The following is a 24,445-nucleotide window of genomic DNA, read 5'->3' on the forward strand; positions in this document are numbered from 1 at the left end:
CCGCGCCGCCCAGGCCCTGGTCGTCGTCATCGTCCTGGCCGGGTTCGCTCGCCTCCTGGCCGGGGTTGGCGGCGTCGGCGCCGGACAGGCCCGCGGAGAAGAAGATCCCGGCCCACGAGCGCTTGAACACGCCGTTGGCGGCGAACGCGCCGGGCGCCGCGGTCGAGGCGTCCACGCCGTCGGCGCGCGCCGAGTTCGGCAGCAGCGCCTGGGCGAGGTCGTTGTAGGTGATCACCGGCGCGATGGTGTCCACGCGCGGGTCCACGCCCGCCAGCGACAGCGCGAGCGCGCCGCCGTACGAGCCGCCGGTCACGCCGACCCGGGGGTCGCCGCCGCCGTCGCGCTCGACCTCCTCCCGGCTGGCCAGCCAGTCGAGCAGCTTCCGGGCGTCCGCGACCTCGTGGTCCAGCGAGTTCAGCGCGATCTGCCCGGTGCTGCGGCCGAAGCCGCGCGCCGACCAGGCCAGCACGACGAACCCCCGCTGCGCCAGCTCGGTCGCCTGCGCGGCGACGCTCGCCTTGCTGCCGCCGAAGCCGTGGGGGAGCAGGACGGCGGGCGCGGGGGTGCGCTCGGGGAGGTACAGGGTGGTGTCGATCTGCACGGTGCGGTCGCTGCCGGGGCTTTCCGGCACGTCGATCACCGCGTCGCGGGTGCTCACCGGGGGTGGTTCGTCTCCCTGGCGCGTCCAGACCACGGTGGCGCCCACCAGGGCTACCACGAGGACCAGCGCGGGGAGCGACCACCTGCCGCGGAGGCGGTTGAGGGGGGCCACGCAGTTGACCTTAGGTGTGATTGGCTGAGAACGGGCTGTGAGCACCGCCGCGGGCTCTCAGCGAACGCCGGGCGGCAAAACGGACTAATCTGGCTTATAACACGACGCAGTGCGGTGCCGCTGATCACCCCGGGTGGCGCGAACCAACGGTTATGAGTGAGACTATCCGCAGGTGGAGGGGAGTACTCCCTACACGGTGGCGTCGTCAGCACGGAACCCGGCGCGGGGTTCCCGGTGCCACCGGTCGGCGATCACGTCCAGCCGGCGGAGGAGACCTCCGGTCATTGGCGTGCGCGCTATGCACCGGAGGGTTGTCCTGATGTCTGTTCCCGTGTGGCTGTGGTTCGCCACGATCGCCGGTCTGCTGGTCCTGCTGGCGATCGACCTCTTCATCGTCGACCGCAAACCGCACGAGGTCACGATCGGCGAGGCCGGTCGGTGGGTGGCCTTCTACATCGGCGTCGCGGTGCTGTTCGGCCTGGGCGTCTGGTACTTCGCGGGCGGCACCCCGGCGGGCGAGTTCTTCGCCGGTTACATCACCGAGTACTCGCTCAGCGTGGACAACCTGTTCATCTTCTTGATCATCATGAGCACCTTCAAGGTGCCGGCGATCCACCAGCACAAGGTGCTGCTGATCGGCATCCTGATGGCGCTGGTCATGCGCGGCATCTTCATCGCCGTCGGCGCGGCCGTGATCGCGCAGTTCAGCTGGGTGTTCTACCTCTTCGGCGCGTTCCTGATCTACACCGGCTACAAGCTGGCGTTCACGAACCACGACGACGAGGGCGAGGAGTACAAGGAGAACATCGCCACCCGGATCGTCCGCAAGGTCTACCCGGTGACCGACGGCTACCAGGACGGCAAGTCGTTCGTCAAGATCAACGGCAAGCGGTTCGTCACGCCGATGTTCATCGTCATCGTCGCGATCGGCACCACCGACCTGCTGTTCGCCCTCGACTCGATCCCGGCGATCTTCGGCCTGACCAAGGAGCCGTTCCTGGTCTTCACCGCCAACGCGTTCGCCCTGATGGGCCTGCGGCAGCTGTACTTCCTGCTCGGCGGCCTGCTGAACAAGCTCATCTACCTGTCCATCGGCCTGTCGGTCATCCTGGGCTTCATCGGCGTGAAGCTGATCCTGGAGGCGCTGCACACCAACTCGCTGCCGTTCCTCAACGGCGGCGAGCCGCTGCACGTGCCGACCGTCGGCATCGAGGTGTCGCTGTCGGTCATCATCGGCGTGCTGGTCATCACCACGGTCGCGAGCCTGGTCAAGGTCAAGCGGCACCCGGAGGCGGCCAAGCACGTCGGGGTGTCGTCCGACTCCGGCAAGTGACGTTCTGTGAGCGTCAAAAACTCGTGAGCCTTGCTAAAGAACCTTGGGGTAACGTCCTGGGACGTGCGCCCCGATGACTTGCAGCAGCTGAACCTGCCCGGCTCCGTGACGGTCCGCGGCGACCTGGTCCTGGTGAACGTCACCACACCGGACGTCGCCGCGAACGCCTACCGGGGCGGGCTGCACCGCGTGCCGCTCGACGGCAGCGGGCCCCGGCGCTGGACGTGGGCGGAACGCGACCTGGCCCCCCGGATCTCCCCGGACGGGCGCTGGGTCGCGTTCCTGCGCGTCGACGAGCGCGGGGCGGCGCCCCAGCTGCACGTCATGCCCGCCGACGGCGGCGAGGCCCGCAAGCTCACCGACCTGCGCCTGGGCGCGGGCGCCCCGTCGTGGGCGCCCGACTCCCGGCGGATCGCGTTCACCTCGCGGGTGCCCGAGGCCGGCCGCTACGGCGAGCCCCTGGAGGGCGAGGACGCGGCGCCGAAGCCGGACGCCGAGGCGCCGCGCCACATCACCCGGCTCGACTACCGGTTCGACGACATCGGCTTCGTCGGCGACCGCCGCCCGCGGCTGTTCACCGTCGACGCCCTGGACGTCGACGCCGTGCCGGTGGAGCTGACCGACGGCTCGTTCGGCGTGGCCGAGCCGACGTGGACCGCGGACGGCGAGCGGCTGGTGTTCGTGGCCGAGCGCGACCTGGGCGCGGTCGAGACCCTCAACACCGACCTGTACTCGGTGCCCGCGACGGGTGGCGAGCCGGAGCTGCTGGTCCGGTCCGCGGGCCAGGCGCACTGCCCGGTCGCCCTGCCCGGCGGCGGCGTGCTGTTCTACGGCACCGAGACCACCGGCGTGCACGCCGTCGCGCGCAACCACGGCCTGTGGCGGTTCGACGGCGGCGAGCCGGTGCGCATGACCGACACCGAGACCGTCGACTGCGAGAAGGGCGCCGGCCCGGCCGTGGTGACCGGCTCCGGCGTGCTCGTGGCGGTGCGCAACCGGGGCGCGGTCGAGCTGCGCCGGGTGCCGGCGGACGCCGAGGGCGTGCCGCTGGACCGGCTGGAGCTGCTGGCCGGCGAGCGCGGCGAGGTCAGGTCCTTCGACGCCGACGGCGACACCGCCGTCGCTGTGGTGAGCACCCCGGACAACACCGGCGAGGTCGTGCTGGTCGGCGGCGGCCCGCTGACCGACTTCGGCTCCGCCGTGCCGCTGCGCCCGGCGGTCGAGCTGACCGGCAGCGCCCCCGACGGCTACCCGGTGCACGGCTGGCTCGTGCTGCCCGAGGGCGAGGGCCCGCACCCGGTGCTGCTGGCCGTGCACGGCGGCCCGTTCATGTACCACGGCTGGGGCTTCTTCGACGAGGCCCAGGTGTACGCGGCGGCCGGGTACGCGGTCGTGCTGCCCAACCCGCGCGGCTCCGCCGGGTACGGGCAGTCGCACGGCCAGGCGGTCGTCGGCGCCTTCGGCACGGTCGACGTGGCCGACGTCCTCGCGGTGCTCGACCTGGCCCTGGAGCGGCCGGAGCTCGACGCCGACCGCGTCGGCGTGATGGGCGGCTCCTACGGCGGCTTCATGACCACCTGGCTGGCCGCGCACCACGGCGAGCGGTTCCGCGCGGCGTGGAGCGAGCGCGCCGTCAACGCCTGGGACTCGTTCTCCGGCTCCTCGGACATCGGCTGGTACTTCACCGAGGCGTACTGCGGGCCGGACCCCGAGGCGCACCGCGCGATGAGCCCCCTGACCTACGCCGGGAAGATCACCGTGCCGTTCATGGTGGCGCACTCCGAGCACGACTGGCGCTGCCCGCTGGAGCAGGCCCAGCGGCTGTTCGTCGCGCTGCGCCGCAACGGCGTCGAGGCCGAGATGCTGATCTTCCCGGGCGAGGGCCACGAGCTGACCAGGTCGGGCAAGCCGCGCCACCGGGTGCAGCGCTTCGACCACGTGCTCGCCTGGTGGGGGCGCCACTTGGGCTGAAACGGGCCGAAAAGCCGGGTCGGTTCCCCCGCGGGAGGCACACTGGGTCTCCCGCGGAGGGAGTCGGAGATGGCGGTCCCGCCCAACTGGCCCGCAGGCACCTACCTGGACACGCTCGCGCCGCCCGGTCGCGCCGCGCTGCTCGGCCTCGGCACGCCGAGGACCTTCCGGCGCGGCGAGGTGATGATGCGCGAGGGCGACCGGTCGGACCACGTCGTCCTGCTGCTCCAGGCGCTGGTGAAGGTGACGCAGGCCCTCGACAACGGCCGCGTCGCGCTGCTCAACATCAAGGTCGGCGGCGACGTGGTCGGCGAGATGGCGTTCCTGAGCGGCGAGCCGCGCTCGGCCACGGTGACCGCGTGCCTGGACACGCGGGCGCGGGTCGTGCCGGCCGCGCAGTTCCAGCGCTACCTCGCGGAGTTCCCCGACGCCAACCTCGCCCTCACCCGGATGATCATGAACACGCTGCGCTGGAACCAGCAGCGCCGGGTGGACTTCAACGGCTACCCGGCCTCGGTGCGGCTGGCCCGCGTGCTGGACCACCTCGCCGAGGCCTACGGCAGGCCCGGACCCGGCGGTGTCAGCCTCCGGCTCGGCCTGACGCAGGGCGAGCTGGGGTCGCTGGTCGGCGTCGAGGAGGACACCGCGCGCCGCGAGCTGCGCGCCCTGCGGGACCGAGGCGTGATCAGCATGGGCTACCGGGTGATCACCGTGGTGGACCGGGCCGTGCTGCGCGGGATGGCTTCCTGATCCGACAGGCGACAGGAAACCCGGTCATCGCCCTGTTTCCGCCGGCCCGTCGGCGCGATGCTCGACGGGTGAAGCTGGACACGATGCCCCCGCTCGACGGCCTGGTCTACCGACTCGTGGTCGCCGTGGACGTCGAGGGGTACAGCAAGCTCGACGCGCTGGACCAGTCCCTGGCGCAGTCGAGGCTGGGCGAGGTCCTGGACCTGGCCGCCCACGACGCCGGACTGGACCGCTCCCACTGGTACCGGCAGGTGCGCGGCGACGGCGAGCTGGCCGTGCTGCCCGCCGACGCCGACACCGCCTGGGTGATCGCCCACTTCACCGAGCGGCTGGCCGCCAACCTCGCCGACCTGCGCCGCGCGGGCACCCCGCTGCGGATGCGGGTGGCGATGCACTGCGGCACGCTGACCGCCGGGAAGTTCGGCCTGGTCGGTGACGCGCCCATCGTCACCTGCCGGCTGCTGGACGCCAAGGTCGCCCGCCAGGAACTGGCCGCCACCCGGTCCGACCTGGTGCTCGTGGTCTCGGAACGGCTGTTCGACGACGTGGTGCGCACCCGCTTCCACGACCTCGACCCGTCCCGGTTCCGCGCCACCAGGTTCCGGACCAAGGGCGTGTCCTACGCGGGCTACCTCTGCCCCGGCCCGCCGAGACGCGGTTGACCCGAAACCTGGCGAACGGCGCGGTGCTTGCGGCAGGCTCTGGCGGATGCAGTGGACCGTGCGGGCCGCCCGGCCCGACGACGCGCCGGAGATCGCCCGGATCAACGTCGAGGCGTGGCGGCACTCCTACCGGGGCATCGTCGCCGACCCGGTGCTGGACCGGATGGTGCCGGAGAGCAGGCTGCCCGCGTGGGCGAGGGTGCTGCGGTTGCCCGAACCCAGCCGGGTGTTCGTCGCGATCGAGCCCGGCACCGGGCGGATCGGCGCCTACTGCGCGGTCGACGAGGTCCGGGCGACCACCGACGCGCACCCCGACCTGCACACCGGCCAGTTGGTGGCGATCTACGCCGACCCCCGCTACCACGGCACGGGCGCGGGCCACCTGGTGCACGAGGCGGGCCTGCGGCACCTGCTCGACCAGGGGTTCCGGTACGCGGTCCTGTGGGTGTTCCAGGACCACGCCCGCAGCCGGGCGTTCTGCGAGGCCCACGGCTGGCGGCACGACGGTTCGGTGCACCGCGGCGAGCAGCGGCTGCCCGAGGTCCGCTACGGCCGGTTCCTGCCCGTGCCCCGCCGGAACCGGCAGGCGAGCCGGGCGTAGCGGCCCGGGTCCCCGGGCGTCCCCGGGTTCAGCCGAGCAGCGTGTAGTTCAGCTCCTCGCACACCCGCGCCAGCGGCAGGTCCAGCCCGGGGTGCTCCAGCGGCAGCAGCACGTCCGGCGAGGCGGGCAGCCCCGTGCCGCCCGGCGGGTCCCACAGGCACACGGCGGGCGCGCCGGAGTCCATCGACGACCGGTACCACAGCCCGTCCAGCTCGGGGTGGGCCGCCCGGATCGCCCTGGCCCACTGCTGCGTCAGGTGCTTGGGCCCGGAGCTGATCTCCTGCGACGCGCCGACCCGCGTCGGCCACAGGCCCGCCAGGTCGAGCAGCCGCAGGGTGCGGCGGGGGCGCAGCACCACCATGAACGGGCTGCGCGTGCGCCGGTCCACCACGGAGGTCGCCTGGAACACCTCGGCGACGGAGGTGCGCACGGACAGGCCGAAGTACATGACGCCCTGGTCGTGGGCGTGCGTGAACGAGCCGTCCGGGTTCGGGGGCTGGGTGTCGAAGCGGGCGTGGGGCAGCGGGCCGGTGTAGCGGAAGCTGTTCCAGCGCTGCGGGTGGAGGCCCTTGGCGGCGAAGACGCGCACCAGGCGGGTGGCGCGGTGCACAGCCACCACGTCCTCGGTGCGGCGCAGGCTCGCCTGGAGCACAGCCGGGGAGGGCGGCTGGGGGAGCCGTGACATCTGCGTCCAGTGTTCTCGGGGGCGTGGGGGACGTGGGGAGCGGCCGGGGTGGGCCGGGCGGCGTCGGGTCGGCGGGGTGGTGTCCGGTCAGGCGGGCGTGCCCAGTTGCGCGACCAGCGCCGCCACCCGGCGCGGGTCCCCGCCCGCCAGCAGCCACTCGCGCGGCGTGGTGGGCGAGCCGTCCACCGGCAGGTCCTCCTGCTCGGTCGTCATGAACCCGGCCACGACCAGCGCGGGCTGGTCGGCGGGCACCGCGGCCAGCACGACCTCCAGGCCGGGCAGCACACCCGCGCCCGCGAACTGCCACGCGGGCAGCCGCCAGCTGCCCCGGTCCTTCCAGCCCACCAGCCTGCCCACGCCGAGCCGGTGGCGCACGCGGCTGGTGTCCACGCCCAGTTGCCGGGCGGCCTCGGCGACGGTCAGGGCCGAGTCGCGCAGCACGGCGTGCGCCACCACGGTCCGCGCCCGCGCCTGGTCGTCGGCGATGCGGTGGGAGCCGAGGTCGAGGCCCACGTCCAGCAGCGCGTCGCGCTGGTCGGGCGGGAAGTAGCTCGCCGGGTCGGGGTGCGGCGGGGCCAGCCGCTTGGCGGCATCGGCGACGAGCGTCAGGAACTCGTCGGGGGTGACCTGGAGACCTGCCTTCGCCAAGACCGATGCCAGAGCGGTACTCATGCGCACAGGGTATCCCGAGCGTGCGCTTCTGTGCGGGGAGATAACTCGAATGTTCGAAGGTCGGAACTCTGCGCGCACAACACACAACACTACGTAAGCAAAGATGTCCGAGCACGGTGATCTGGGCCTCACCCGACCGCTGAATCGCGGGTGCGGCGGGCAACTGCCGGTGGAAGTGGGGGCACGTCGTGGGAGCCCCCGGGGCGGGCCTCGGCTCAGGAGCCGCCGGTGATCAGGGCGACCGCGCGGTCCTTCGTGGCCTCGTCCACCTCGCCCAGCCGGAACCCGCGCGACACGATGTGCTCGACCAGGTCCGGCTCCGGCGGCAGGCCGTGCTTGCGCAGGTAGTGCGGCACCGCGCCGGCCCAGATCCAGGTGCCGTCGGTGCGGAAGTTCAGCGGCACGTCCTGCTCGCCCGGCACGAACTCGTCCACGTCGAAGTTCCGCGCGGCCAGCACCACGGGCGCGCCCTCCAGGTACGCCAGCAGCGCCTCGCCCAGCCGCTGGTCGATCACCTGCCGGTTGACCACCGGGCGGCCCGCCTCGTCGCGCCCGTCGTAGACGTGCGCGGTGCGCAGCCCGCCCTCGGGCGCGGGCTTCGGCAGCGGCGGCAGGCCCACCCGCTGCCGCAGCCAGTCCGGGATCCGGTCGTCCTGCCGGGGGAACGCGCGCAGCTCGTCCTGGAAACCGATCACCGGCGGCGCGTTGCGCCAGCGCGGCTCCTCGTCGGCGTTGAAGTCCACCGAGAACGCCGCCGGCGCCTCGATCTCGTACACCGCGCTCAACCACGTGCCCCGGTCCGGCTGGTGCATCCCGGCGCGCAGCCGGCCGAACAGCTGCACCACGTCCATCGGCGGCCGCACCGGTCGCCACTGGCCGTCCGGTCCCGCGAACGCCAGGTCCACCTCGATGTGCCGCCCGGCCGCCCGGTACTCCGCCCGCACCCGCTGCCAGCCCTGCGGCAGCACGGGGAGCATGGCGCGGCCGAGGTGCTTGATGAGCCGGGTCTGCTCCTCCTCGGACAGCGGTGTGGCCGGCTGACCTGGCTGGCTCATGCGAAGAACACCCTCTCGGCTCCCCCCGGACGCGGAGCCCCGATCTTAACGGCCGGGGCACCGCCGGGGGGTCGAGTCGGCGGACCCGCGGACCGGGGCCGGGGGACCTAGTTCACCCCGAGCAGGTCCACCACGAAGATCAGCGTCTCGCCCGGCTTGATCACGCCGCCCGCGCCGCGGTCGCCGTAACCCAGGTGCGCCGGGATGACGAGCTTGCGCCGGCCGCCGACCTTCATGCCCTCCACGCCGCGGTCCCAGCCCGCGATGACGCGGCCGCCGCCCAGCGGGAACGTGAACGCCTCGCCGCGGTCCCAGGAGGCGTCGAACTGCTCACCGGTCGAGTGCGCCACGCCGACGTAGTGCACGTGCACGAGCTGGCCGGCCTGCGCCTCGGGCCCGTCGCCGACCTCGATGTCCTCGACCACCAGGTCGGCGGGCGCCGGGCCCTCGTACGGCTCCACCACGGGCTTGCTCGGGGCCATTGTCGCTCTCCCTGTGCTCTGCGCGCCGCCACCGGTCGGCGGCGGTCGGCGACTACTCAATCACGTCGTCGGGAGCCCGGCAGACCGGCCCGCCGGCCGCCGCGCGACCGTTCCGCCGCCCGCCGCGCAACCGTTCCGCCGCCCCGTCCCGTCCTGGGGTCATGACGCGGAGGTCCTGGCCCGGACGGCTCGCCCTGCTCGGCGGCGGCGCACTGGTGGTGGCGGTGAGCGCGGCCTCGGCCGTGCCCGTCGCGGAGCGGTCGCGGCCCGCGCCGCCGGTCGAGGCGGTGCCGGTCGACCTGGTGGCGTTCGACACGTGCGACACCGCGCTGGCCGGGCTGCGCCGCGCGATCGCGCCCCACGTCGGCCCGTACGGCTTGGGGGACAACGGTTCTCGCACCCATGCCGACGGCGAGGTAGCCCTCGACTCCCGGGCCGGCGCCACCCCGCCGGTCGCGGGGCGGCGGGAAACCGCTTCCGCCGCCGAGCGGCCCGGCGGCGCGGGGCACTCGAGCACCAACGCCCACGAGGCCGGCGTGGACGAGCCGGACCTGGCCAAGACCGACGGCGAGCGCGTCGTCACGGTGGCGGACGGCACGCTGCGCGTGGTCGACGCCGCCGGCCGGCGGGTCACCGGCACGCTGGACCTGCCCGGCGGTCACGCCTCCCGGCTGCTGCTGCACGGCGACCGGGCGCTGGTGGTGGCCGCGTCGGCGCCGGCGGTGCCGAGGCGGGGCGTCGCGGACGAGGCTCCCGCCGGGGGAGGCGCCTCGATCACGCTGGTCGACCTCGCGGGCGAGCCCCGCGCGCTGGGCACGCTGACCGTCACCGGCCGGTTCGTCGACGCCCGGCAGACCGGCGACGTGGTGCGCGTGGTCGTGCACTCCGCGCCGCGCCTGCCGTGGGTGCACCCGACGGACGGCCGCGGCGTGGCGCGGGCGCTGGCCGAGAACAGGGAGGTCGCGGCGAGCGCGCCGATCGAGGCGTGGTTGCCGCGCTACGAGCTGACCGGCGCCGACGGGTCGCGCGCGGAGGGCCCGCTGGTGGCCTGCGACCGGATCGGCCACCCGGTGGGGCGCCCGGCGACCTCCGTGCTGTCCGTGCTGACCTTCGACTTCCCGGGCGCGCTCGGCTCCGGCGACGCGGTCGCGATCACCGCCGACGGCGACACCGTCTACGGCACCGGAACGTCCCTGTACGTGGCCGACGACCACCGGCTGCGGCCCCGGTCGCGCACCGGGTCCACCGACGTCCCCACCACGGTGGTCCACCGGTTCGACACCTCCCGGCCGGGCCCGCCGGAGCACGTGGCCTCCGGCGAGGTGCCCGGCGCGCTGCTCAACCAGTACGCGCTGTCCGAGCACGACGGGCACCTGCGGGTGGCCACCACCACCTCCGACGCCGCCGGCGTTCCGGAGGCCCGAAACTCCGCGCCGCGGGAGGTCCGCACGCAGAGCTCGGTGACCGTGCTCAGGCGCGAGGGCAAGGTGCTCAGGCAGGTCGGCAAGCTCGACGGCCTCGGCGTGGGCGAGCGGATCTACAGCGTCCGGTTCGCCGGACCCGTGGGCTACGTGGTCACCTTCCGGCAGGTCGACCCGCTTTACACGCTCGACCTGTCCGACCCCGCGAACCCGCGCCGCGTCGGCGAGTTGAAGATCACCGGCTACTCGGCCTACCTGCACCCGGCGGGCGACGGGCGGCTGATCGGCGTCGGCCAGGAGGCCACCGGGCAGGGGCGGACCACCGGCACGCAGGTGTCGCTGTTCGACGTGTCGGACCCGGCCGCGCCCGCCAAGGTCGCGGGCCACCACCTGCCGGGCGCGCACTCGGAGGTCGAGTTCGACCCGCACGCGTTCCTGCTCTGGGAGGACCTGGTGGTCGTGCCCGTGGCGGACGGGCGGACCGCCGGCCTGCTGGTGCTGCGGCTGGGCGAGGCCGGGTTCACCGAACTCGGCACGGTCCGCGGCCCGGGGTTCGAGCACGACGCGGGCCCGCGGCGGGCGCTGGTGATCGGCGACGAGCTGTGGGCGGTGTCCGCGGCGGGCGCGCAGGTCTCCGGCCTCGCGGACCTGGCTCAGCGGGCGTGGGTGCCGTTCACCTGAGCTGGTCGTGCAGCAGGCGGTGCGCCAGCACGGTGCCGCCCGCCATCGCCGCGGGCAGCACCACCAGGGCTGCCAACGGGATCAGGCACAGCAGGTAGGCGGGCACGGCGAAGCCGAGCGTGACCGCCCGCCGCTTGCGCAGCACCTGCCTGCGCACCTTGAGGTCCAGGCCGCGGCGGGTGAACGGGATCGCGGTCAGCTCGATGGCGAGCAGCGTCGCGTTCACGCACACCGCCAGCACCGGCACCACCGTCTGCCCCAGCACCGGGATGAACCCGGCGAGGAACAGCGGCACCGCGCACAGCACGGCCAGGCCCACCAGCAGCACCGCGTCCCGCGCGCCGACGGCGGCCGACCGCAGCCACGTCACCCTCTCGGCCTCGGGCACGCCGCCGAGGTGCTCGTCCTCGATCGTCTCCGCGATGTGCTCGTAGAAGGGGCCGCCGATGATCAGCGTGATGGCGGTGAACAGCAGCAGCCCCACGGCCACGAACGCGCCGATGACGCCGAACCCGGCGACGAACCTGGTGACCGCGCGCAGCGTCTCGCCCCACTCGTCGGCGAACGGCGTGAGCCAGGCGGCGATCTCGTCGACCCACACCGCGAGCCCCACCAGGCCGCCGATCAGCAGCACCGTGGTGATCAGCGCCGGGACCGCGCCGATGAGCAGCAGCTTCGGCGACCGGACCACCAGCCCGAACCCCTGGCCGAACAGTCCGACACCGGTCGAGAAGTCCCGCAGCACCCTGATCACGGGCGGGAGCATAGCCGCGCGCGCCGAACCGGCGGGACGTTCCGGACGCAACCCCCGGTGTGCGGTGCCCCACCGCGGGCGGCGCGCGGCGGGTCGGGCAGACCCCGCAACGGCGGTTTTCCGGACCCGGGAGCGGTGCCAGGATTCGGGGTCTGTCGTGGGAGGGGTTGACCATGCCACTGGACCGCACCGGCCCGGCCGCCGGCCGCCCCGCCCCGGCGCACCCCGCGGGACCGCTGCCGCCGCTGCCGCCGTCGCTGTGGGAGAGCCGCGAGGTCCAGGAGGCGGTCCGCGACCAGGCGCCGGGAGCCGTGGTGGCGGCGGCCCGGCGCGCGCACGGGTTGCGCCAGGACGAGCTGGGCGCGCTCGCCGGGTTCTCCCAGTCGGCGGTCTCCCGGCTGGAGTCCGGCAGCAACATCGCCTTCGACCTGCGCGTGCTGCGCCCCCTCCAGCGCCTGCTGGGCATCCCCGCCCACCTGCTGGGCCTCGCCGACGGGGGACCGGCGCCGGGCGCCCGGCGCCCGGGTCAGGTCCCGCCGGGGTTCGCCGACGCGCTCGACGGGCTGGTCGGCGTGGACGTCGACGCGCTGATGGCGCTGACCGGCGCGGCCGTGGCCGGCGGGCCGCTGACCCCGGACGCGCTGAGCAGGCTCATGGTCCTGCGCCGCGTGCTCAACGAGGCGCACGACCGGCGCGGGTCCGGGCCGCTGATCCCGACCGCGCGCGCGATGCACGACTTCGTCGACGCGCTGCGCCGCTCGGCGCGCGGCGGGCAGCGCCGCGAGCTGCTGGTCATCGCCTCCGCGTACGCCGAGCTCCTCGGCTGGCTGCACGCGGAGAGCGGCGACCCGCGCGGCGCGAGCCGGTGGACGTGGCGCGCGCTGGAGCTGGGGCAGGCCGCCGACGACCGGGACGCGGTCGCCCACGCCCACGTGAGCCTGTCCCGGCTGGCCGAGGCGGAGGGCGACGTGGACCGCGTGCTGGGCCTGGCCCGCGCCGCGTCCCGCGCGCGGGGGCTGAGCCCCGTGGTGCGGGCGATCTCGCTGGGCCAGGAGGCGCGCGGCCTGGCGCTGGCGGGCGACCAGTCGTGCATGGACCGCCTCGACCGGGCCGCCGCCGAGTACGCGCGGGGCGAGGCGCACACCGGCGACGAGTACCGCATCGGCTACTGCTTCACCGCCGACCACGTCGAGGTGGAACGCGCGGCGTGCTGGCTGGAGCTGGGCGAGGCCGGTCGCGCGATCGAGGTCTACGAGGAGGTCCAGCAGCGGCTGTGGCGGCGGATGTGCGTGTGGGAGCAGGGGATGCACTCGGCCAAGCGCGCCCACGCCCACGCCATGGCGGGCGACGTCGAGGTGGCCGCGTCGCTGGGGTACGCCGCGCTGGACGCGGCCCGCGCCACCCGGTCCGCGCTGGTGCTGCGGGAGCTGGGCCGGTTGGGCCAGTGGGAGGGCGCGCCGGAGGTCGCCGAGCTGGCCAGGGGCGTCGGCTGACCGCGCATATGCGTCTGCCGCATACGGCGGCTCCGATTCGGCATCGGCGCTGGGGCGCGGCCCTCCCGCCACCCCAGGATGGCGACGTGACCGACGCTGGTCCCGCGACGGCGAGGGAGTTGGTGCTGGCGTGAACGGCTCTCAGCGGGCCGAGGAGCCCTTGCTCCTCGTGCGCAGGCGCGGCGGCCCGGCCGACGACCGGGCGCGCAGCTGCCACCTCGTGCCGCTGCCGGACGGCACCCGGTCGGCGCTGGTGGCGCTGTGCGGCGAGCGGATCGACGTGAGCGCGGCCGAGCTGCTGCCCGAACCGGACGGCGTGCCCTGCGTGGCGTGCCTGCTGGTCGGCGCGCCGACGGGCGGGGACTGACGCGGGAGGGCCCCGGACCGGTGCGGTCCGGGGCCCTCCGACCGCGGGTCAGCGGCGTCGGCGGAAGCTGAGGGAACGCGCGCCGGCGCCCACGCCCGCCAGGTGCAGGGCCACGCAGAGCAGGCCGGCGAAGAGCAGCGCGCCGCTGTCCAGCACGCCGAGCGAGGCGCCGGCGAGGTCCAGCAGGAGAGCCAGCCCGAAGATGACCGCGGCGATGATCGCAAGCACTGGAGCCTCCCGGGGTGAGTTGTCGACCCCGAATTACCCGGCCGCGCGCTCGCCGAAGCGGGCATTCGGACCAATCTCCGGCCCGAGGTGGGTCAGCGGGCCGGGATCGGCACGACCACCCGCTCCGGGTGGTGCGGCAGCCGCACCGGGTCCGGGTGCCGCGAGTCGCCGCCCGCGTCGGCGGTGCGCGCGCAGACGTCGCCGACCGCCTCGCGGTCGCCCTGCCGGCACGGCCTGGTGATCACGTCGTCAGCCCCCGGTCAGCCGCGGCACGCCCGCGCCGGACGCGGCCCAGGCCACCAGCCCGGCCACGTCCACCCCGTGCGGCGGGTCGTCGCGGTACGGCTCGATGCTGCGGGCGCCCCGGCTCAGCAGCGCCACCGCGCCGGATCGGTTGCCGCGCGCGGCGTGCGTCACACCGACGGCCAGCTGCGCCAGGCCGCGCCACAGCTCGCGCTCGGGTTCCGGCGCGGCCTTCCACGCGTCCTCCAGCACCTCGTGGGCGTGGAACGGGCGCCCGGTGTCGAGCAACCGCTGGGCCTCGGCCAGCGCCTCCCCGGGCGCGCGCGGCACCCCCTCGGGTTGGCGCTCCACGCCCGGCTCGCCGTAGGGCAGCGGGCGACCGAGCCCGTCACGCGGTCGCGCGTTGCGGGCCCGGCCCTGCTCGTCGCGGTCACGGGAACTGGTCGACATGCCTTGATCGTGGCACGAACCCGGCCGGCGCGGGCGGCGAGGCGGCCGGTGCCGGCGCGGGTCAGCCCTTGATCGGCCCGGCGAACCGCAGCTGGTTGCCCGACGGGTCGCGGAACGCGCAGTCGCGCACCCCGTATGCCTGGTCCACCGGCTCCTGCATCACCTCCGCACCGGCCGCGCGCACCTCCTCGAACGTCGCGTCGCAGTCGTCCACCCGGAAGATCAGCGCGCCGAGCGAGCCCTTGGCCAGCAGCTCCTTGAGCGAGATCGCGTCGTCCGCGGGCCGGCCCATGGCGGGGTCCTCCAGCACGACCTGCAACTCCGGCTGGTCGGCCGGGCCGACGCTCAGCCAGCGGTAGCCCTCGTCCATCCGCACGTCGGTGCGCACCTCCATGCCGAGCACGTCGCGGTAGAAGGCCAGCGCCTCGTCCTGGTCCTGGACCTGGAGGAAGGTGTGGGAAACGGTGATCCTCATGACCGCGAACCTAGGCGGCCGGGGCGGGGCCGGGCTTCTCGAGATCTGATCGATCCGGTGACAGCTCGACGAGTTCCGCGCCCGTGTCGGCACTCGTTCACCGGTCCGCCGTGATCCCGGCCAGCACGCGGTAAAGCCGCGCGGCGGACTCCCGGTCGAACTCCGGCCTGCGCAGGTCGACCGGCTTGCCCGCCCGGGACGCGGTCAGCGGCGCGGCCGGCGGGTTCGCCAGGAAACCGCGCACCTGCTCCGCCGCCTGCTCCGGCGTCCGGCCGAACAGCCGCGCCGACAGGTCGGTCAGCCTGCCCAGCGGGCCGCCGACCTGCCTGCCCAGCCCGGTGTCCACCAGCATCGGGTTGTGCAGCACGTACCGCACCGCGCTGCCCGGGTGCCGATCGGCGAACCCCGCACCGAGCAGGTCGACGGCCCGCGCGGCCTGGAGCGTGGCGCCGAAGGCGCTGTACCCCCGCTCCAGCGCCAGGTCGTCCCACCGGACGCCGGCGCCGCGCAGCCCGGCCACGCCGCACAGGTGCACCACAACGGGGGTCCCCGCCGCGTCCAGCGCCGGCAGCAGCCGCTCGACGAGCAGGTACCGGCTCATCACGAGCAGGGCGAAGCCGCGCTCCAGCCCGTCGGGCGTGACCGACCGCCGCCGGTTGAACCAGCCCGCGCCGAGCACCAGGTGGTCGAGCACGTCGAACCGCGCGGCCACCTCCTCGGCCACCGCGGTCGTGCCCGCCACCGTGGTCAGGTCGCCGCGCACCAGCTCCGCGCCCGCCGGGGCGTCCGCCGACCGGCCGACCACGACCACCCGGTCCCCCTCGGCCGCCAGCCGTTTCGCCAGCGCCCTCCCGATGCCGTTCGTGCCACCGGTGATCACCACGTTCGCCATAGCCTGGAGCCTGGTACGCGTCCCGGCGAGGCGGAAGAAGGCACATCCATGTCACTGGTACCGGCGCCGGTCACGGCCGCCGACCGCGCGGCCTGCTCCGCGGGCGAGCTGCTGGCCAGGGTGGGCGACAAGTGGAGCGTGCTGCTGCTCGCGCTGCTGGCCGAGCGCCCGTACGGCTTCAACGAGCTGGACCGCGCGGTGCACGACCTGAGCCGCCGCATCCTCACCCGCGCCCTGCGGCAGCTCGAACGGGACGGCCTGGTGCGCCGCGAGGTGCGGCCGGGCCGGGCCGCCGGCGTGGAGTACGGGGCGACGGACCTGGGTCGCTCGCTGCTGCGCCACGTGGTGCCGCTCGGCAGGTGGGCGCTGGAGCACGAGGACGAGATCCGGGCCGCGCGGGCGCGCTACGACAGCGCCACGCGCGTCTGAAGGTCCACAAAGGATTTGACGCGGTCCTCAGTGGACCGGATACGCGGAACGGCCCGCCCGCACGACCGGAGCGGTCCCCGGTCGAGCGGGCGGGCCTGGCGGGTCACCGGGTTCGGGGACCCGGCCACCCGCCGACCACCGGGATCAGACCCCGGCGATCGACTGGATCCACGACCGGTACCGCGTCACGTTGGTGTACGCGGTGGTGGTCTGCCGGTCGCTGGTGGAGGCGACGCCGACCTGCGCGCCGCCGGCCATCATCGGGCCACCGGAGTCGCCGCCCGCCGTGATGCCGTCGCCGCGCCGGGCGCAGATGGCCGAGCCGCCGTAGGCGTCGGTGCACCCGCCGGTCACCGTCACGTTGGCGACCTTCAGGTACTGCGACTGGCAGTTGATCTCCGAGCCGCACTGGGACGTGGCGCCCCAGCCGTACACCTGCACGGACTGGCCGACGGTGACCGAGCCGGCCGCGCCGAGCCGGGCGTAGGTCGCGGAGACCGAGCGGTCCAGCCGCACCAGCGACAGGTCCGACGAGTGGTTGTAGGTCTGCACGCCGTTGGCCACCGTGCCGCCGCTGTTCTGGTCGAGGCTGCCGATGCGGAACGACAGCCCGCCACCGGTCACGCAGTGCTTGGCGGTGAGGATCCACGTCGGCGCGATGATGGTCGCGCTGCACGTCTGCCGGCCGTTGGAGAACAGCCGGGCCGCCCACGGGGCGTTGCTCGCGTAGCCGCCGCCGATGATGTACGGCGTGACCTCGCCCCCCGGGGCCGGCGCGGCCGAGCCGTTGGGCGCCAGGGTCAGCAGGGAGAGCAACGCGGCTGCGAGCGCAGGGATCAGCCTGGGAATTCGCAAGGTTCCTCGTTTCCGAAGACACGCGATTTCTCGCGCACAGGGGTGTCTTGGGTCACGGAATTCGTACCACTCGATCGGGCGTAGAGGGATATATCGAAACAGTCATAACGCGGGCGGAGCGGGCGTTCGGCCGCCGTAGCGCTCGACCAGTTCCGCCACCCGCTCCGCCGGCCACGGGCAGCGCACCTCGCCGAGGGCGGCGGCGAAGAACAGCTCCAGGTGCGCGTGCCACGCGGCCAGCGCCAGCGGCGCGAACGCCGGGTCGGCCGGCTCGTGCGTCAGCTCGACCCGGGTCCCGTGCTCGGGGTGGGCGTGGAACTCCCACCGCACCCGGCCGGTGGGCGAGTCGTACGCCAGCACGCGCGGCGGCGTGCGCTCGACGAGCGGGCCGGCGGGCACGTGCGGGTTGGTGGCGCGCACCGGGACGCCGTCCTCGCCCTCGGTCAGCAGCGCCCACAGCTCGTCCAGCGGGCGCCAGACCAGGTCGCGGGCGAACCGCACCACGCCGTCCTCGAAGCGGCCCCCGTCCAGGCCGAACTCGCGCGCGTAGCGCTCCATCGGGCCGAGCACGTCGCCGCCTCCCTCGGCCGGCCGCCCGTCGAGCCGCGCCCCGAGCGCGGCCAGGCACGTGTCCCACCCGGCGGCGTTGCGGGCGGCGCCGAGCTCGTCGGCCAGCACGTGCGTGAACACCAGCAGGCAGCCGCGCTCGTGCGGCAGCAGCTCGAACCGCAGCACGTCGGCCTCCCACCGGAACGCGAACACCCTCGGCGGGTCCCACTCCAGCACCTCGCCCCCGGTGACCTGGTCGGGGAAGGAGAACGTCAGGCGCCGCCCGTCGATCGCCACCCCGGCCGGGAACCAGTGCGCCAGCTCGCCCGGCTCGCTGATCGCCCGCCACACCTTGGCGGGCGGGTGGGACAGCACCCGCTCGAAGCGCAGCACGGGCTTGCCCCCGATCCGCTCCAGCCCGGCTCGTCGCCGTTCGGTCCCCATCAGCCCATCCCGTCCAGTCGGCGTTCCAACGCGTCCAGGCTCCGTTCCCACATCCGCCGGTAGGGCGCGAGCCAGGCGTCGACCTCGGCCAGCGGCTCCGGCCGCAGCCGGTAGAGCCGCCGCTGCGCGTCCCGGCGCACCTCGACCAGCCCCGCCTCGCGCAGCACCTTCAGGTGCTTGGACACGGTCGGCTGGCTCACCGCGAGCCCGTCGACCAGGTCGTTGACCGGGCGCTCGCCGTCCCGCAGCGCGTCGAGGATGCGACGCCGCTGCGGGTCGGCGAGCACGGCGAACGTAGATGCCATGCCAGGAATATAGCCGTTACGGAATATAGGGTGTCAACCCGCGCGGTTGACCGGCATCAGCGGTCGGGGCTCGGTGGTCAGGAACTCCGCGACCAGCGACGCGCACAGCTCCGGCCGCTCGAACGGCATCAGGTGCGACGTGCCCGGCAGCACCGCGAGCTGCGCGTCCGCGACGCCCCGGTACATCTCCACGGTGTGCTCCAGGTGCACGATGTCGTCGTCGCTGCCCAGCACGAGGGTCGGCGCGGTGATCGCGGCGAGGTCCACCACCTCGTCCGAGTGCGCCGCCCGCGCGTACTTCTCCACCACCACCGGCAGGTGGTCGCGCCCGTCCGGCGACACCTCCGCGTACCGGTCGGCCAGCTCGGTGGGCAGCTCGCCGCCCGGCTGCGGCAGGAACACCCAGCCCCCCTTGGCGAACGCGGTGTTCAGCACCACCAGCTTGCGCACCAGGTCCGGCCGCCGCTGCGCCAGGCCGAGCGCCACCACGCCGCCCGCGCTGTAGCCGACCAGGTGCGCCGGCCCGCCGACCACCTGCTCCAGGAACGCCGCCAGGTCACCCGCGAGCACGTCCAGGCCCACCGGCCCCGGCACGTCGGGCGTGCGCCCGTGGCCGCGCCGGTCGACGGTGTGCACGCGGAACCGGTCGGCCAGCCGCGCCAGGCCCGGCCCGAACTCCCGCGAGTCGCTGAACCCGCCGTGCAGCAGCACCACCGGCTCGCCCTCGCCGCGCACCTCGTGCCACGTGCGCACCCCGTTCACGTCGTCGTACATCGCGTTCCTCCCTGAAAGGTCCTCACCCCCTGCTACGGGAGTCGGCGGGCAAACTCATCGGCAGGCCGAAGAACTCGAACAGCTCGTCGCCGAGGCAGGTGGTCGACCCCACCTCCAGGCCGCCCGAGAACTCCACCAGCACCAGCGCGAACGCCCGGTACCCGCCCCGCTCGTCCGGTCGGTACTGGCCGAACGCGGGCACGCCGTTCGCCCGCGTCCGCACCAGCCGCGCGGTCTCGCAGCCGCTGCCGCCGAAGGACAGCGCCGCCGCGATGTCGTCCCGCCCGCGCAGCCACCACGTGAACGGCGGCATGGTCATCGTGGCGTCCTCGTGCAGCAGGGACACCAGCGCCGGCACGTCGTGCCGCTCGAACGCCGCCGCGTACCGCTCCAGCAGGTCCTCGTCGACCGGGCCCAGCGGCTCCGGCCTGCGGTCGGCGATGGTGGCGCGGGCCCGCTGCAACGCGCTGTTCACCGACGCGACCGTGGTGTCGAGCAGCCGCGCCACCTCGGCCGCGCTCCAGCACAGCACCTCGCGCAGGATCAGCACGGCCCGCTGCCTCGGCGGCAGGTGCTGGAGCGCGGCCACGAACGCCAGGCGCACGGTCTCGCGGTCCTCGGCGACCCGGTCGGCGGGCAGCACCCGCTCGTCCGGGACCGGCTGCACCCACGCCGACGCGGGCAGCGGCTCGCCCAGCGGCGAACCCGGCGCCGCGGGCGAGGTCAGGTCCATCGCCACGGCCCGCCGCTGCGCGCTGCGCAGCATGTCCAGGCACACGTTCGTGGCGATCGCGTACAGCCACGCCCGGAGCGTGCCGCGAGCCGGGTCGTAGGTGGCCCGCCAGGCCCGCACGAACGTCTCCTGCACGGCGTCCTCGGCCTCGAACGGCCCGCCCAGCATGCGGTAGCAGTAGCCGGTCAGCTCGACTCGGTGCGCCTCGAGTTCCACCGCGCCAAGGTAGACTCGCGGCAGGCGCCCTCGACCCCCGGTGCGACCCCCACGCGTGGCACGACCGCGTTCGCCCCGTTCGACGACTTCGCGAGGACTCCCATGCCGCGCACCTTCTCCAGCTCTCCCGTCCGCGACCTGCTCGCGCTCACGTCCCGCCCCGAGGTGATCTCGTTCGCGGGCGGCCTGCCCGCGCCCGAGCTGTTCGACGTCGAGGGTTTGCGCGACGCGTTCACCCAGGCCGTGTCCCGGCGCTCCCTCCAGTACGCGCCCACCGAGGGCGACCCCGACCTGCGCGCCCTGGTCGCCGACCGGCTCGGCCGCCGCGGCCTGCCCACCGGGATCGCCGACCTGCTCGTCACCACGGGCTCGCAGCAGGCGCTGACCCTGGTGGTGACCGCCCTGCTGGAGCCGGGCGCGGTGGTCGCCGTCGAGGAGCCCACCTACCTGGCGGCGCTCCAGTGCTTCCAGCTCGCGGGCGCCCGGCTGGTGCCCGTCGCGTCCGACGAGCGCGGCGTCGACCCCGACGCGCTGGCCGAGGTGGTCGAGCGCGAGCGGCCCGAGCTGCTGTACCTGGTGCCGACGTTCGCCAACCCGACCGGCCGCACGCTGGACGTGGCGCGGCGGCGCGCGGTCGCGGACCTGGCCGAGCGGCACGGCCTGTGGGTCGTCGAGGACGACCCGTACGGCGAGCTGCGCTACCGGGGCGAGCCCGTGCCCGCGCTGGCGACGTTCAGCGACCGCGTGATCCACCTCGGCAGCTTCTCCAAGGTCGGCGCGCCCGGCCTGCGGCTGGGCTGGCTGCGCGCGCCCGAGTCGATCATGCGCACGCTGGTGATCGTGAAGCAGGCGGCGGACCTGCACACCTCCACCATCGACCAGGCCGCCGCGGCGGCGTACCTGAAGGCGAACGACCTCGACGCGCACGTCGACCGCCTGCGCGCGGCCTACCGGGAGCGGCGGGACGCGATGATCGCGGCCCTGCCGGGCACCGTCCCGGGCGGCACGCGGTGGACCGACCCGGACGGCGGGATGTTCGTGTGGCTGGCGCTCCCCGGCGAGGTGGACACCGGGCTGCTGGTGCACGAGGCGCTCGCGCGGGACGTGGCGTTCGTGCCGGGCGCGCCGTTCCACGCCACCACCCCGGACCGCTCGACCCTGCGGCTGTCGTTCACCACCAACACGCCCGAGGAGATCGCCGAGGGGATGCGCAGGCTCGCGACGGTGTTCTGACCGCACGGCCGGACCGCGCGGGTCGCGCGGTCCGGCCGGTGGCGCCGCGCGGGCGCCCGCCCCGGTGGTCGCGCACCCGGCCGCGAGCCGGTCCGGTCAGCCCGTCCGGCCGACGTCGTGCACCACGTCGGCCGACAGGTCCGACTCCGCCGCCGCGCGGACGCCCCGCACCGCCAGCCGGTCCGCGCGCTCGTTCTCCGGGTGCCCCGAGTGGCCCTTCACCCAGTGCCACTCGACCCGGTGCCGCGCGGCGGCGGCGTCCAGCCGCTGCCACAGGTCGACGTTCTTGACCGGCTGCCGCCCGGCCGTGAGCCACCCGTTGGCCTTCCACTTGGCCAGCCACGACAGCACGCCGTTGCGCACGTACGTGCTGTCGGTGTAGATCCGCACCGCGGACGGCCGCTTCAGCGTCTCCAGGGCCCGGATCGGCGCCATCAGCTCCATCCGGTTGTTGGTGGTGGCCGACGATTCGCCCCCGAACAGGTCCCGCTCGTGCGCCCCGTACCGCAGCACCGCGCCCCACCCGCCCGGACCGGGGTTCCCGCTGCACGCGCCGTCGGTGTAGATCTCGACCACCTGTTCCACGCGACGAACATACCGACCGGGAGATCCGCTCGACGGCGCGGCGGAGGCCCCGGTGCTCACCACCGCCGACCCGGGCGCCGTCGCCCGCGCGGGCGTCGACGGTCGAGGTGGTGCGCTGTCGGCGAAACCCGCCGCGACCCGCCGGCGACCCGGGCAGGGTGGGGCCATGACGGGTTCGGGCGGGGACGGCTGGGTGCGGGGCGCGATCGCCGCGCTGACCGCGGACCGGGCGGCCGAGGCGGCGACCCCGCTGCGCCGCTTCCCGCTGCCGGACGACTGGCCGGTCACCCTCCTGCTCAAGGACGAGTCCGCGCGACCCACCGGCAGCCTCAAGCACGGTTTCGCGCGGGCCCTGCTGCTCGACGCCCTGTCCCGCGGCCTGGTCGGCGAGCGCACCCCGCTCGTCGACGCCGCGAGCGGCAACACCGCCGTGGCCGAGGCGCACTTCGCCCGGCTGCTGGGCCTGCCGTTCACCGCCGTGGTCCCGGGCCGGACCGGCCGGGCCAAGCTCGACCGCATCGAGGCGCACGGCGGCCGGACGCACCCCGTGGACCCGCCCCTGGCCGTGTACGAGCGGGCCCGGGAACTGGCGGCCGACACCGGCGGCCACCACCTCGACCACCTGGCGAACCTCGCGGGCGCGGTGGACTCGCCGTCGTTCGCGCCGGGCCTGGCGGCCGAGGTCGTGGACGCCGTCCACCCCCGGTGGGTGGTGCTCGGCGTCGGCACCGGGGCGAGTTCGCGGCTGGTCGGCCGCCACCTCCGCCGCCGCGGCCTCCCGACGCGGCTGGCGGTGGTCGACCCGGAGGGCTCCGCGTACTTCCCGGGCTGGGCGACCGACTGCCCCGACTACGCCACCGGGATGCCGTCCCGGATCGAGGGCATCGGCAGGCCGCGGCTGGAACCGGCCTTCGACGCCTCGGTGGTGGACCTGGTGATCCCGGTGCCCGACGCGGCCTCCGTCGCCGGGATGCGCCGGCTCGCCGCGGTCGCCGGCCTCCGCGCGGGACCGTCCGCCGGGGCCTGCCTGTGGGGCGCCTGCCACCTCCTGCACCGGATGCGCGAGGCGGGGGAGCGGGGTTCGGTGGTGATGGTGGTGGGCGACTCGGGCGAGCCGTACGCGGACACCTACTACGACGACGCGTGGGTGTCCCGCAACGGTTGGGACATCACGGGTCCCGCGGCGGCGCTGGAGCGGTTCACCCGCACCGGGGAGTGGGGGCGCGGGGCCTGAGCGCGAGGGCGTCCGGGCCGCCCGGGGGACCGGGCGGCCCGGACCGGGTCACCGCCGCGGCACCGCCGCACCGCGCCGCAGCAACGCGTTCGCGCCCACCGCCGCCACGACACCGCAGCAGCCCAGCACGACGACCACGACCCGCAACGCGCCGGTGAAGCCGTCCCCGGCCAGGTGCCCGCCGCTCAGCGACGTCAGCACCGAGCCGACGCCGGCCAGCGCGACCGTCTCGGTGGCGAGGCGCGCCGTGTTGAACAGGCCCGCGGCCGTGCCCGCCCGGTCGGCCGGCGCGCTGGAGACCGCCAGCCCGTCGACCACGCCGGTGGTGAGGCCCACCCCCGCGCCGACCAGCAGCAGCGGCAGCCACGGCGGGCCCGCCGGCCCGATGGCGACCAGCGAGACCGCCCCCGCGGAGGCCAGCAGGACCGCGCCGGTCGCCAGCAGGCGCGGTGACCGCCGGGCGACGGCCGCGCCCGCGCCGGGCAACAGGACGGACGGGACGGTGAGCACGAGCATCCACAGCCCGGCCCGCGCCGGGTCGAGCCCGACCACGTCGATGAGGTACGACGGCAGGTACACCAGCAGCGGGACGAGCAGGCCCATCAGGGCCGCCGCCACCAGCGAGTAGCCCAGGAAGGACCGGTCGCGCAGGAGCGCCAGGTCGAACACCGGGGCGGACCGGCGGCGCTCGACCCGGGCGAACCAGGCGGCGCTCACGACCACGCCCACCGCCGCCGCGAGCACCGCGGGGTGGGTGGCGCCGAGCGCGGGCGCCTCGACGGACACCCAGATCAGCGCGCCGAGGCCGACCGTGAACAGGGCGCCGCCGAGCCAGTCGACGTCACCGCGACCGGTGCCCGGCCCGACGGGCAGGACCGGGCACAGCAGCAGCGCGAGGGCCGCGAGCGCGGCGGGCACGCCGAACACCGCCCGCCAGCCCACCGCCTCGACCAGGAAACCCGAGATCGTCGGCCCGAAGGCCAACCCCGCGCCCAGGGCGGTGCCGAGCGCGCCGAACACGCGGGTGCGGGCCGCGCCGTCGAACGCCGCCGCGAGCAGGGACTGGCCGGTCGCGGTGGCCACGGCGGCGCCGGCGAGGAC

General features: G+C 75.0%; 29 protein-coding genes. 11 read left to right on the forward strand and 18 right to left on the reverse strand.

What is annotated here, in order from left to right:
• Positions 1 to 772: alpha/beta hydrolase (locus ACFV4N_RS14150; RefSeq protein WP_499672924.1), on the reverse strand; the 772-nt coding region annotated here is incomplete at its 3' end.
• 319 nt (positions 773 to 1,091) lie between these two features.
• Between ACFV4N_RS14150 and ACFV4N_RS14155 the strand changes: the two genes are divergently transcribed.
• The 5 genes from ACFV4N_RS14155 (at position 1,092) to ACFV4N_RS14175 (ending at position 6,089) form a co-directional block, all read left to right on the forward strand.
• Positions 1,092 to 2,105 carry a TerC family protein gene (locus ACFV4N_RS14155; RefSeq protein ID WP_499672925.1) on the forward strand — a complete coding sequence of 338 codons (1,014 nt, stop codon included), beginning with the start codon at positions 1,092 to 1,094 and terminating at the stop codon, positions 2,103 to 2,105.
• A gap of 63 nt (positions 2,106 to 2,168) precedes the next feature.
• Positions 2,169 to 4,076 carry a S9 family peptidase gene (locus ACFV4N_RS14160; protein WP_499672926.1) on the forward strand — a complete coding sequence of 636 codons (1,908 nt, stop codon included), beginning with the start codon at positions 2,169 to 2,171 and terminating at the stop codon, positions 4,074 to 4,076.
• A 69-nt stretch (positions 4,077 to 4,145) separates the two neighbouring features.
• Complete coding sequence (locus ACFV4N_RS14165; RefSeq protein ID WP_499672927.1) at positions 4,146 to 4,826, forward strand: Crp/Fnr family transcriptional regulator; 681 nt, start codon at positions 4,146 to 4,148, stop codon at positions 4,824 to 4,826.
• A 68-nt stretch (positions 4,827 to 4,894) separates the two neighbouring features.
• The gene (locus ACFV4N_RS14170; RefSeq protein WP_499672928.1) at positions 4,895 to 5,488 is read left to right on the forward strand and encodes a hypothetical protein; all 594 of its coding nucleotides are present in this window, start codon (positions 4,895 to 4,897) and stop codon (positions 5,486 to 5,488) included.
• A 46-nt stretch (positions 5,489 to 5,534) separates the two neighbouring features.
• A complete protein-coding gene (locus ACFV4N_RS14175; RefSeq protein ID WP_499672929.1) occupies positions 5,535 to 6,089 on the forward strand; it encodes a GNAT family N-acetyltransferase in 555 nt (184 codons plus the stop codon).
• 28 nt (positions 6,090 to 6,117) lie between these two features.
• Here ACFV4N_RS14175 and ACFV4N_RS14180 read toward each other — a convergent pair whose 3' ends face one another.
• The 4 genes from ACFV4N_RS14180 to ACFV4N_RS14195 all read right to left on the reverse strand — a co-directional run bounded on the left by ACFV4N_RS14180 (position 6,118) and on the right by ACFV4N_RS14195 (position 8,983).
• On the reverse strand, positions 6,118 to 6,774 hold the full coding sequence (locus ACFV4N_RS14180; protein WP_499672930.1) for an RES family NAD+ phosphorylase: 657 nt from the start codon (positions 6,772 to 6,774) through the stop codon (positions 6,118 to 6,120).
• Positions 6,775 to 6,861: 87 nt separating this feature from the next.
• Positions 6,862 to 7,446, reverse strand: coding sequence for a DNA-binding protein (locus ACFV4N_RS14185; protein ID WP_499672931.1), 585 nt, complete (start codon positions 7,444 to 7,446; stop codon positions 6,862 to 6,864).
• A gap of 215 nt (positions 7,447 to 7,661) precedes the next feature.
• Complete coding sequence (locus ACFV4N_RS14190) at positions 7,662 to 8,501, reverse strand: hypothetical protein (protein WP_499672932.1); 840 nt, start codon at positions 8,499 to 8,501, stop codon at positions 7,662 to 7,664.
• A gap of 107 nt (positions 8,502 to 8,608) precedes the next feature.
• On the reverse strand, positions 8,609 to 8,983 hold the full coding sequence (locus ACFV4N_RS14195) for an FKBP-type peptidyl-prolyl cis-trans isomerase (protein WP_499672933.1): 375 nt from the start codon (positions 8,981 to 8,983) through the stop codon (positions 8,609 to 8,611).
• Positions 8,984 to 9,144: 161 nt separating this feature from the next.
• Between ACFV4N_RS14195 and ACFV4N_RS14200 the strand changes: the two genes are divergently transcribed.
• On the forward strand, positions 9,145 to 11,085 hold the full coding sequence (locus ACFV4N_RS14200) for a beta-propeller domain-containing protein (protein ID WP_499672934.1): 1,941 nt from the start codon (positions 9,145 to 9,147) through the stop codon (positions 11,083 to 11,085).
• Here ACFV4N_RS14200 and ACFV4N_RS14205 read toward each other — a convergent pair.
• Positions 11,078 to 11,839, reverse strand: coding sequence for an EI24 domain-containing protein (locus tag ACFV4N_RS14205; protein WP_499672935.1), 762 nt, complete (start codon positions 11,837 to 11,839; stop codon positions 11,078 to 11,080). The two genes, ACFV4N_RS14200 and ACFV4N_RS14205, sit on opposite strands and share 8 nt — an antisense overlap.
• A 173-nt stretch (positions 11,840 to 12,012) precedes the next feature.
• On the opposite strand from ACFV4N_RS14205, the gene ACFV4N_RS14210 reads away from it, so the two are divergent.
• Both ACFV4N_RS14210 and ACFV4N_RS14215 read left to right on the forward strand, forming a co-directional pair.
• Complete coding sequence (locus ACFV4N_RS14210) at positions 12,013 to 13,332, forward strand: helix-turn-helix domain-containing protein (protein WP_499672936.1); 1,320 nt, start codon at positions 12,013 to 12,015, stop codon at positions 13,330 to 13,332.
• Between the two features lie 130 nt (positions 13,333 to 13,462).
• Entirely contained in the window at positions 13,463 to 13,699 is a 237-nt protein-coding gene (locus tag ACFV4N_RS14215) for a hypothetical protein (protein ID WP_499672937.1), read from the forward strand.
• Positions 13,700 to 13,747: 48 nt separating this feature from the next.
• Here ACFV4N_RS14215 and ACFV4N_RS14220 read toward each other — a convergent pair whose 3' ends face one another.
• From ACFV4N_RS14220 to ACFV4N_RS14240, 5 genes are all read right to left on the reverse strand, one after another.
• Complete coding sequence (locus ACFV4N_RS14220; protein WP_499672938.1) at positions 13,748 to 13,927, reverse strand: hypothetical protein; 180 nt, start codon at positions 13,925 to 13,927, stop codon at positions 13,748 to 13,750.
• Between the two features lie 92 nt (positions 13,928 to 14,019).
• Positions 14,020 to 14,172: a hypothetical protein gene (locus ACFV4N_RS14225; protein ID WP_499672939.1), complete on the reverse strand. Its 153-nt coding sequence runs from the start codon at positions 14,170 to 14,172 to the stop codon at positions 14,020 to 14,022.
• Between the two features lie 4 nt (positions 14,173 to 14,176).
• Complete coding sequence (locus ACFV4N_RS14230) at positions 14,177 to 14,620, reverse strand: DUF309 domain-containing protein (RefSeq protein ID WP_499672940.1); 444 nt, start codon at positions 14,618 to 14,620, stop codon at positions 14,177 to 14,179.
• 61 nt (positions 14,621 to 14,681) lie between these two features.
• Positions 14,682 to 15,095: a VOC family protein gene (locus tag ACFV4N_RS14235; protein ID WP_499672941.1), complete on the reverse strand. Its 414-nt coding sequence runs from the start codon at positions 15,093 to 15,095 to the stop codon at positions 14,682 to 14,684.
• 97 nt (positions 15,096 to 15,192) lie between these two features.
• Complete coding sequence (locus ACFV4N_RS14240) at positions 15,193 to 15,987, reverse strand: SDR family NAD(P)-dependent oxidoreductase (protein WP_499672942.1); 795 nt, start codon at positions 15,985 to 15,987, stop codon at positions 15,193 to 15,195.
• Between the two features lie 48 nt (positions 15,988 to 16,035).
• Between ACFV4N_RS14240 and ACFV4N_RS14245 the strand changes: the two genes are divergently transcribed.
• A complete protein-coding gene (locus ACFV4N_RS14245) occupies positions 16,036 to 16,416 on the forward strand; it encodes a winged helix-turn-helix transcriptional regulator (RefSeq protein WP_499672943.1) in 381 nt (126 codons plus the stop codon).
• Positions 16,417 to 16,560: 144 nt separating this feature from the next.
• Here the strand turns inward: ACFV4N_RS14245 and ACFV4N_RS14250 are convergent, their stop codons facing one another.
• The 5 genes from ACFV4N_RS14250 to ACFV4N_RS14270 form a co-directional block, all read right to left on the reverse strand.
• Positions 16,561 to 17,271, reverse strand: a complete 711-nt coding sequence (locus ACFV4N_RS14250) for a S1 family peptidase (RefSeq protein WP_499672944.1) — start codon at positions 17,269 to 17,271, stop codon at positions 16,561 to 16,563.
• Between the two features lie 102 nt (positions 17,272 to 17,373).
• Positions 17,374 to 18,264 (reverse strand): SRPBCC family protein, encoded by an 891-nt coding sequence (locus ACFV4N_RS14255; protein WP_499672945.1) that lies wholly within the window; start codon positions 18,262 to 18,264, stop codon positions 17,374 to 17,376.
• Positions 18,264 to 18,569, reverse strand: a complete 306-nt coding sequence (locus ACFV4N_RS14260; protein WP_499672946.1) for an ArsR/SmtB family transcription factor — start codon at positions 18,567 to 18,569, stop codon at positions 18,264 to 18,266. The genes ACFV4N_RS14255 and ACFV4N_RS14260 overlap by 1 nt, the downstream gene beginning before the upstream one ends.
• Before the next feature lie 33 nt (positions 18,570 to 18,602).
• Positions 18,603 to 19,343, reverse strand: a complete 741-nt coding sequence (locus ACFV4N_RS14265) for an alpha/beta fold hydrolase (protein ID WP_499672947.1) — start codon at positions 19,341 to 19,343, stop codon at positions 18,603 to 18,605.
• A 22-nt stretch (positions 19,344 to 19,365) separates the two neighbouring features.
• Positions 19,366 to 20,292, reverse strand: coding sequence for a sigma-70 family RNA polymerase sigma factor (locus tag ACFV4N_RS14270; RefSeq protein ID WP_499672948.1), 927 nt, complete (start codon positions 20,290 to 20,292; stop codon positions 19,366 to 19,368).
• Positions 20,293 to 20,394: 102 nt separating this feature from the next.
• On the opposite strand from ACFV4N_RS14270, the gene ACFV4N_RS14275 reads away from it, so the two are divergent.
• Complete coding sequence (locus ACFV4N_RS14275; RefSeq protein WP_499672949.1) at positions 20,395 to 21,525, forward strand: aminotransferase-like domain-containing protein; 1,131 nt, start codon at positions 20,395 to 20,397, stop codon at positions 21,523 to 21,525.
• Between the two features lie 96 nt (positions 21,526 to 21,621).
• On the opposite strand, the gene rnhA is transcribed toward ACFV4N_RS14275, so the two are convergent.
• Complete coding sequence (gene rnhA, locus ACFV4N_RS14280) at positions 21,622 to 22,110, reverse strand: ribonuclease HI (protein ID WP_499672950.1); 489 nt, start codon at positions 22,108 to 22,110, stop codon at positions 21,622 to 21,624.
• A gap of 52 nt (positions 22,111 to 22,162) precedes the next feature.
• Here rnhA and ACFV4N_RS14285 point away from each other — a divergent pair, with 52 nt between their 5' ends.
• On the forward strand, positions 22,163 to 23,344 hold the full coding sequence (locus ACFV4N_RS14285; protein ID WP_499672951.1) for a PLP-dependent cysteine synthase family protein: 1,182 nt from the start codon (positions 22,163 to 22,165) through the stop codon (positions 23,342 to 23,344).
• 48 nt (positions 23,345 to 23,392) lie between these two features.
• On the opposite strand, the gene ACFV4N_RS14290 is transcribed toward ACFV4N_RS14285, so the two are convergent.
• Positions 23,393 to 24,445: MFS transporter (locus ACFV4N_RS14290; RefSeq protein ID WP_499672952.1), on the reverse strand; the 1,053-nt coding region annotated here is incomplete at its 5' end.

The sequence above is a fragment of the Actinosynnema sp. NPDC059797 genome (assembly GCF_042732085.1).
Lineage (GTDB): Bacteria > Actinomycetota > Actinomycetes > Mycobacteriales > Pseudonocardiaceae > Actinosynnema.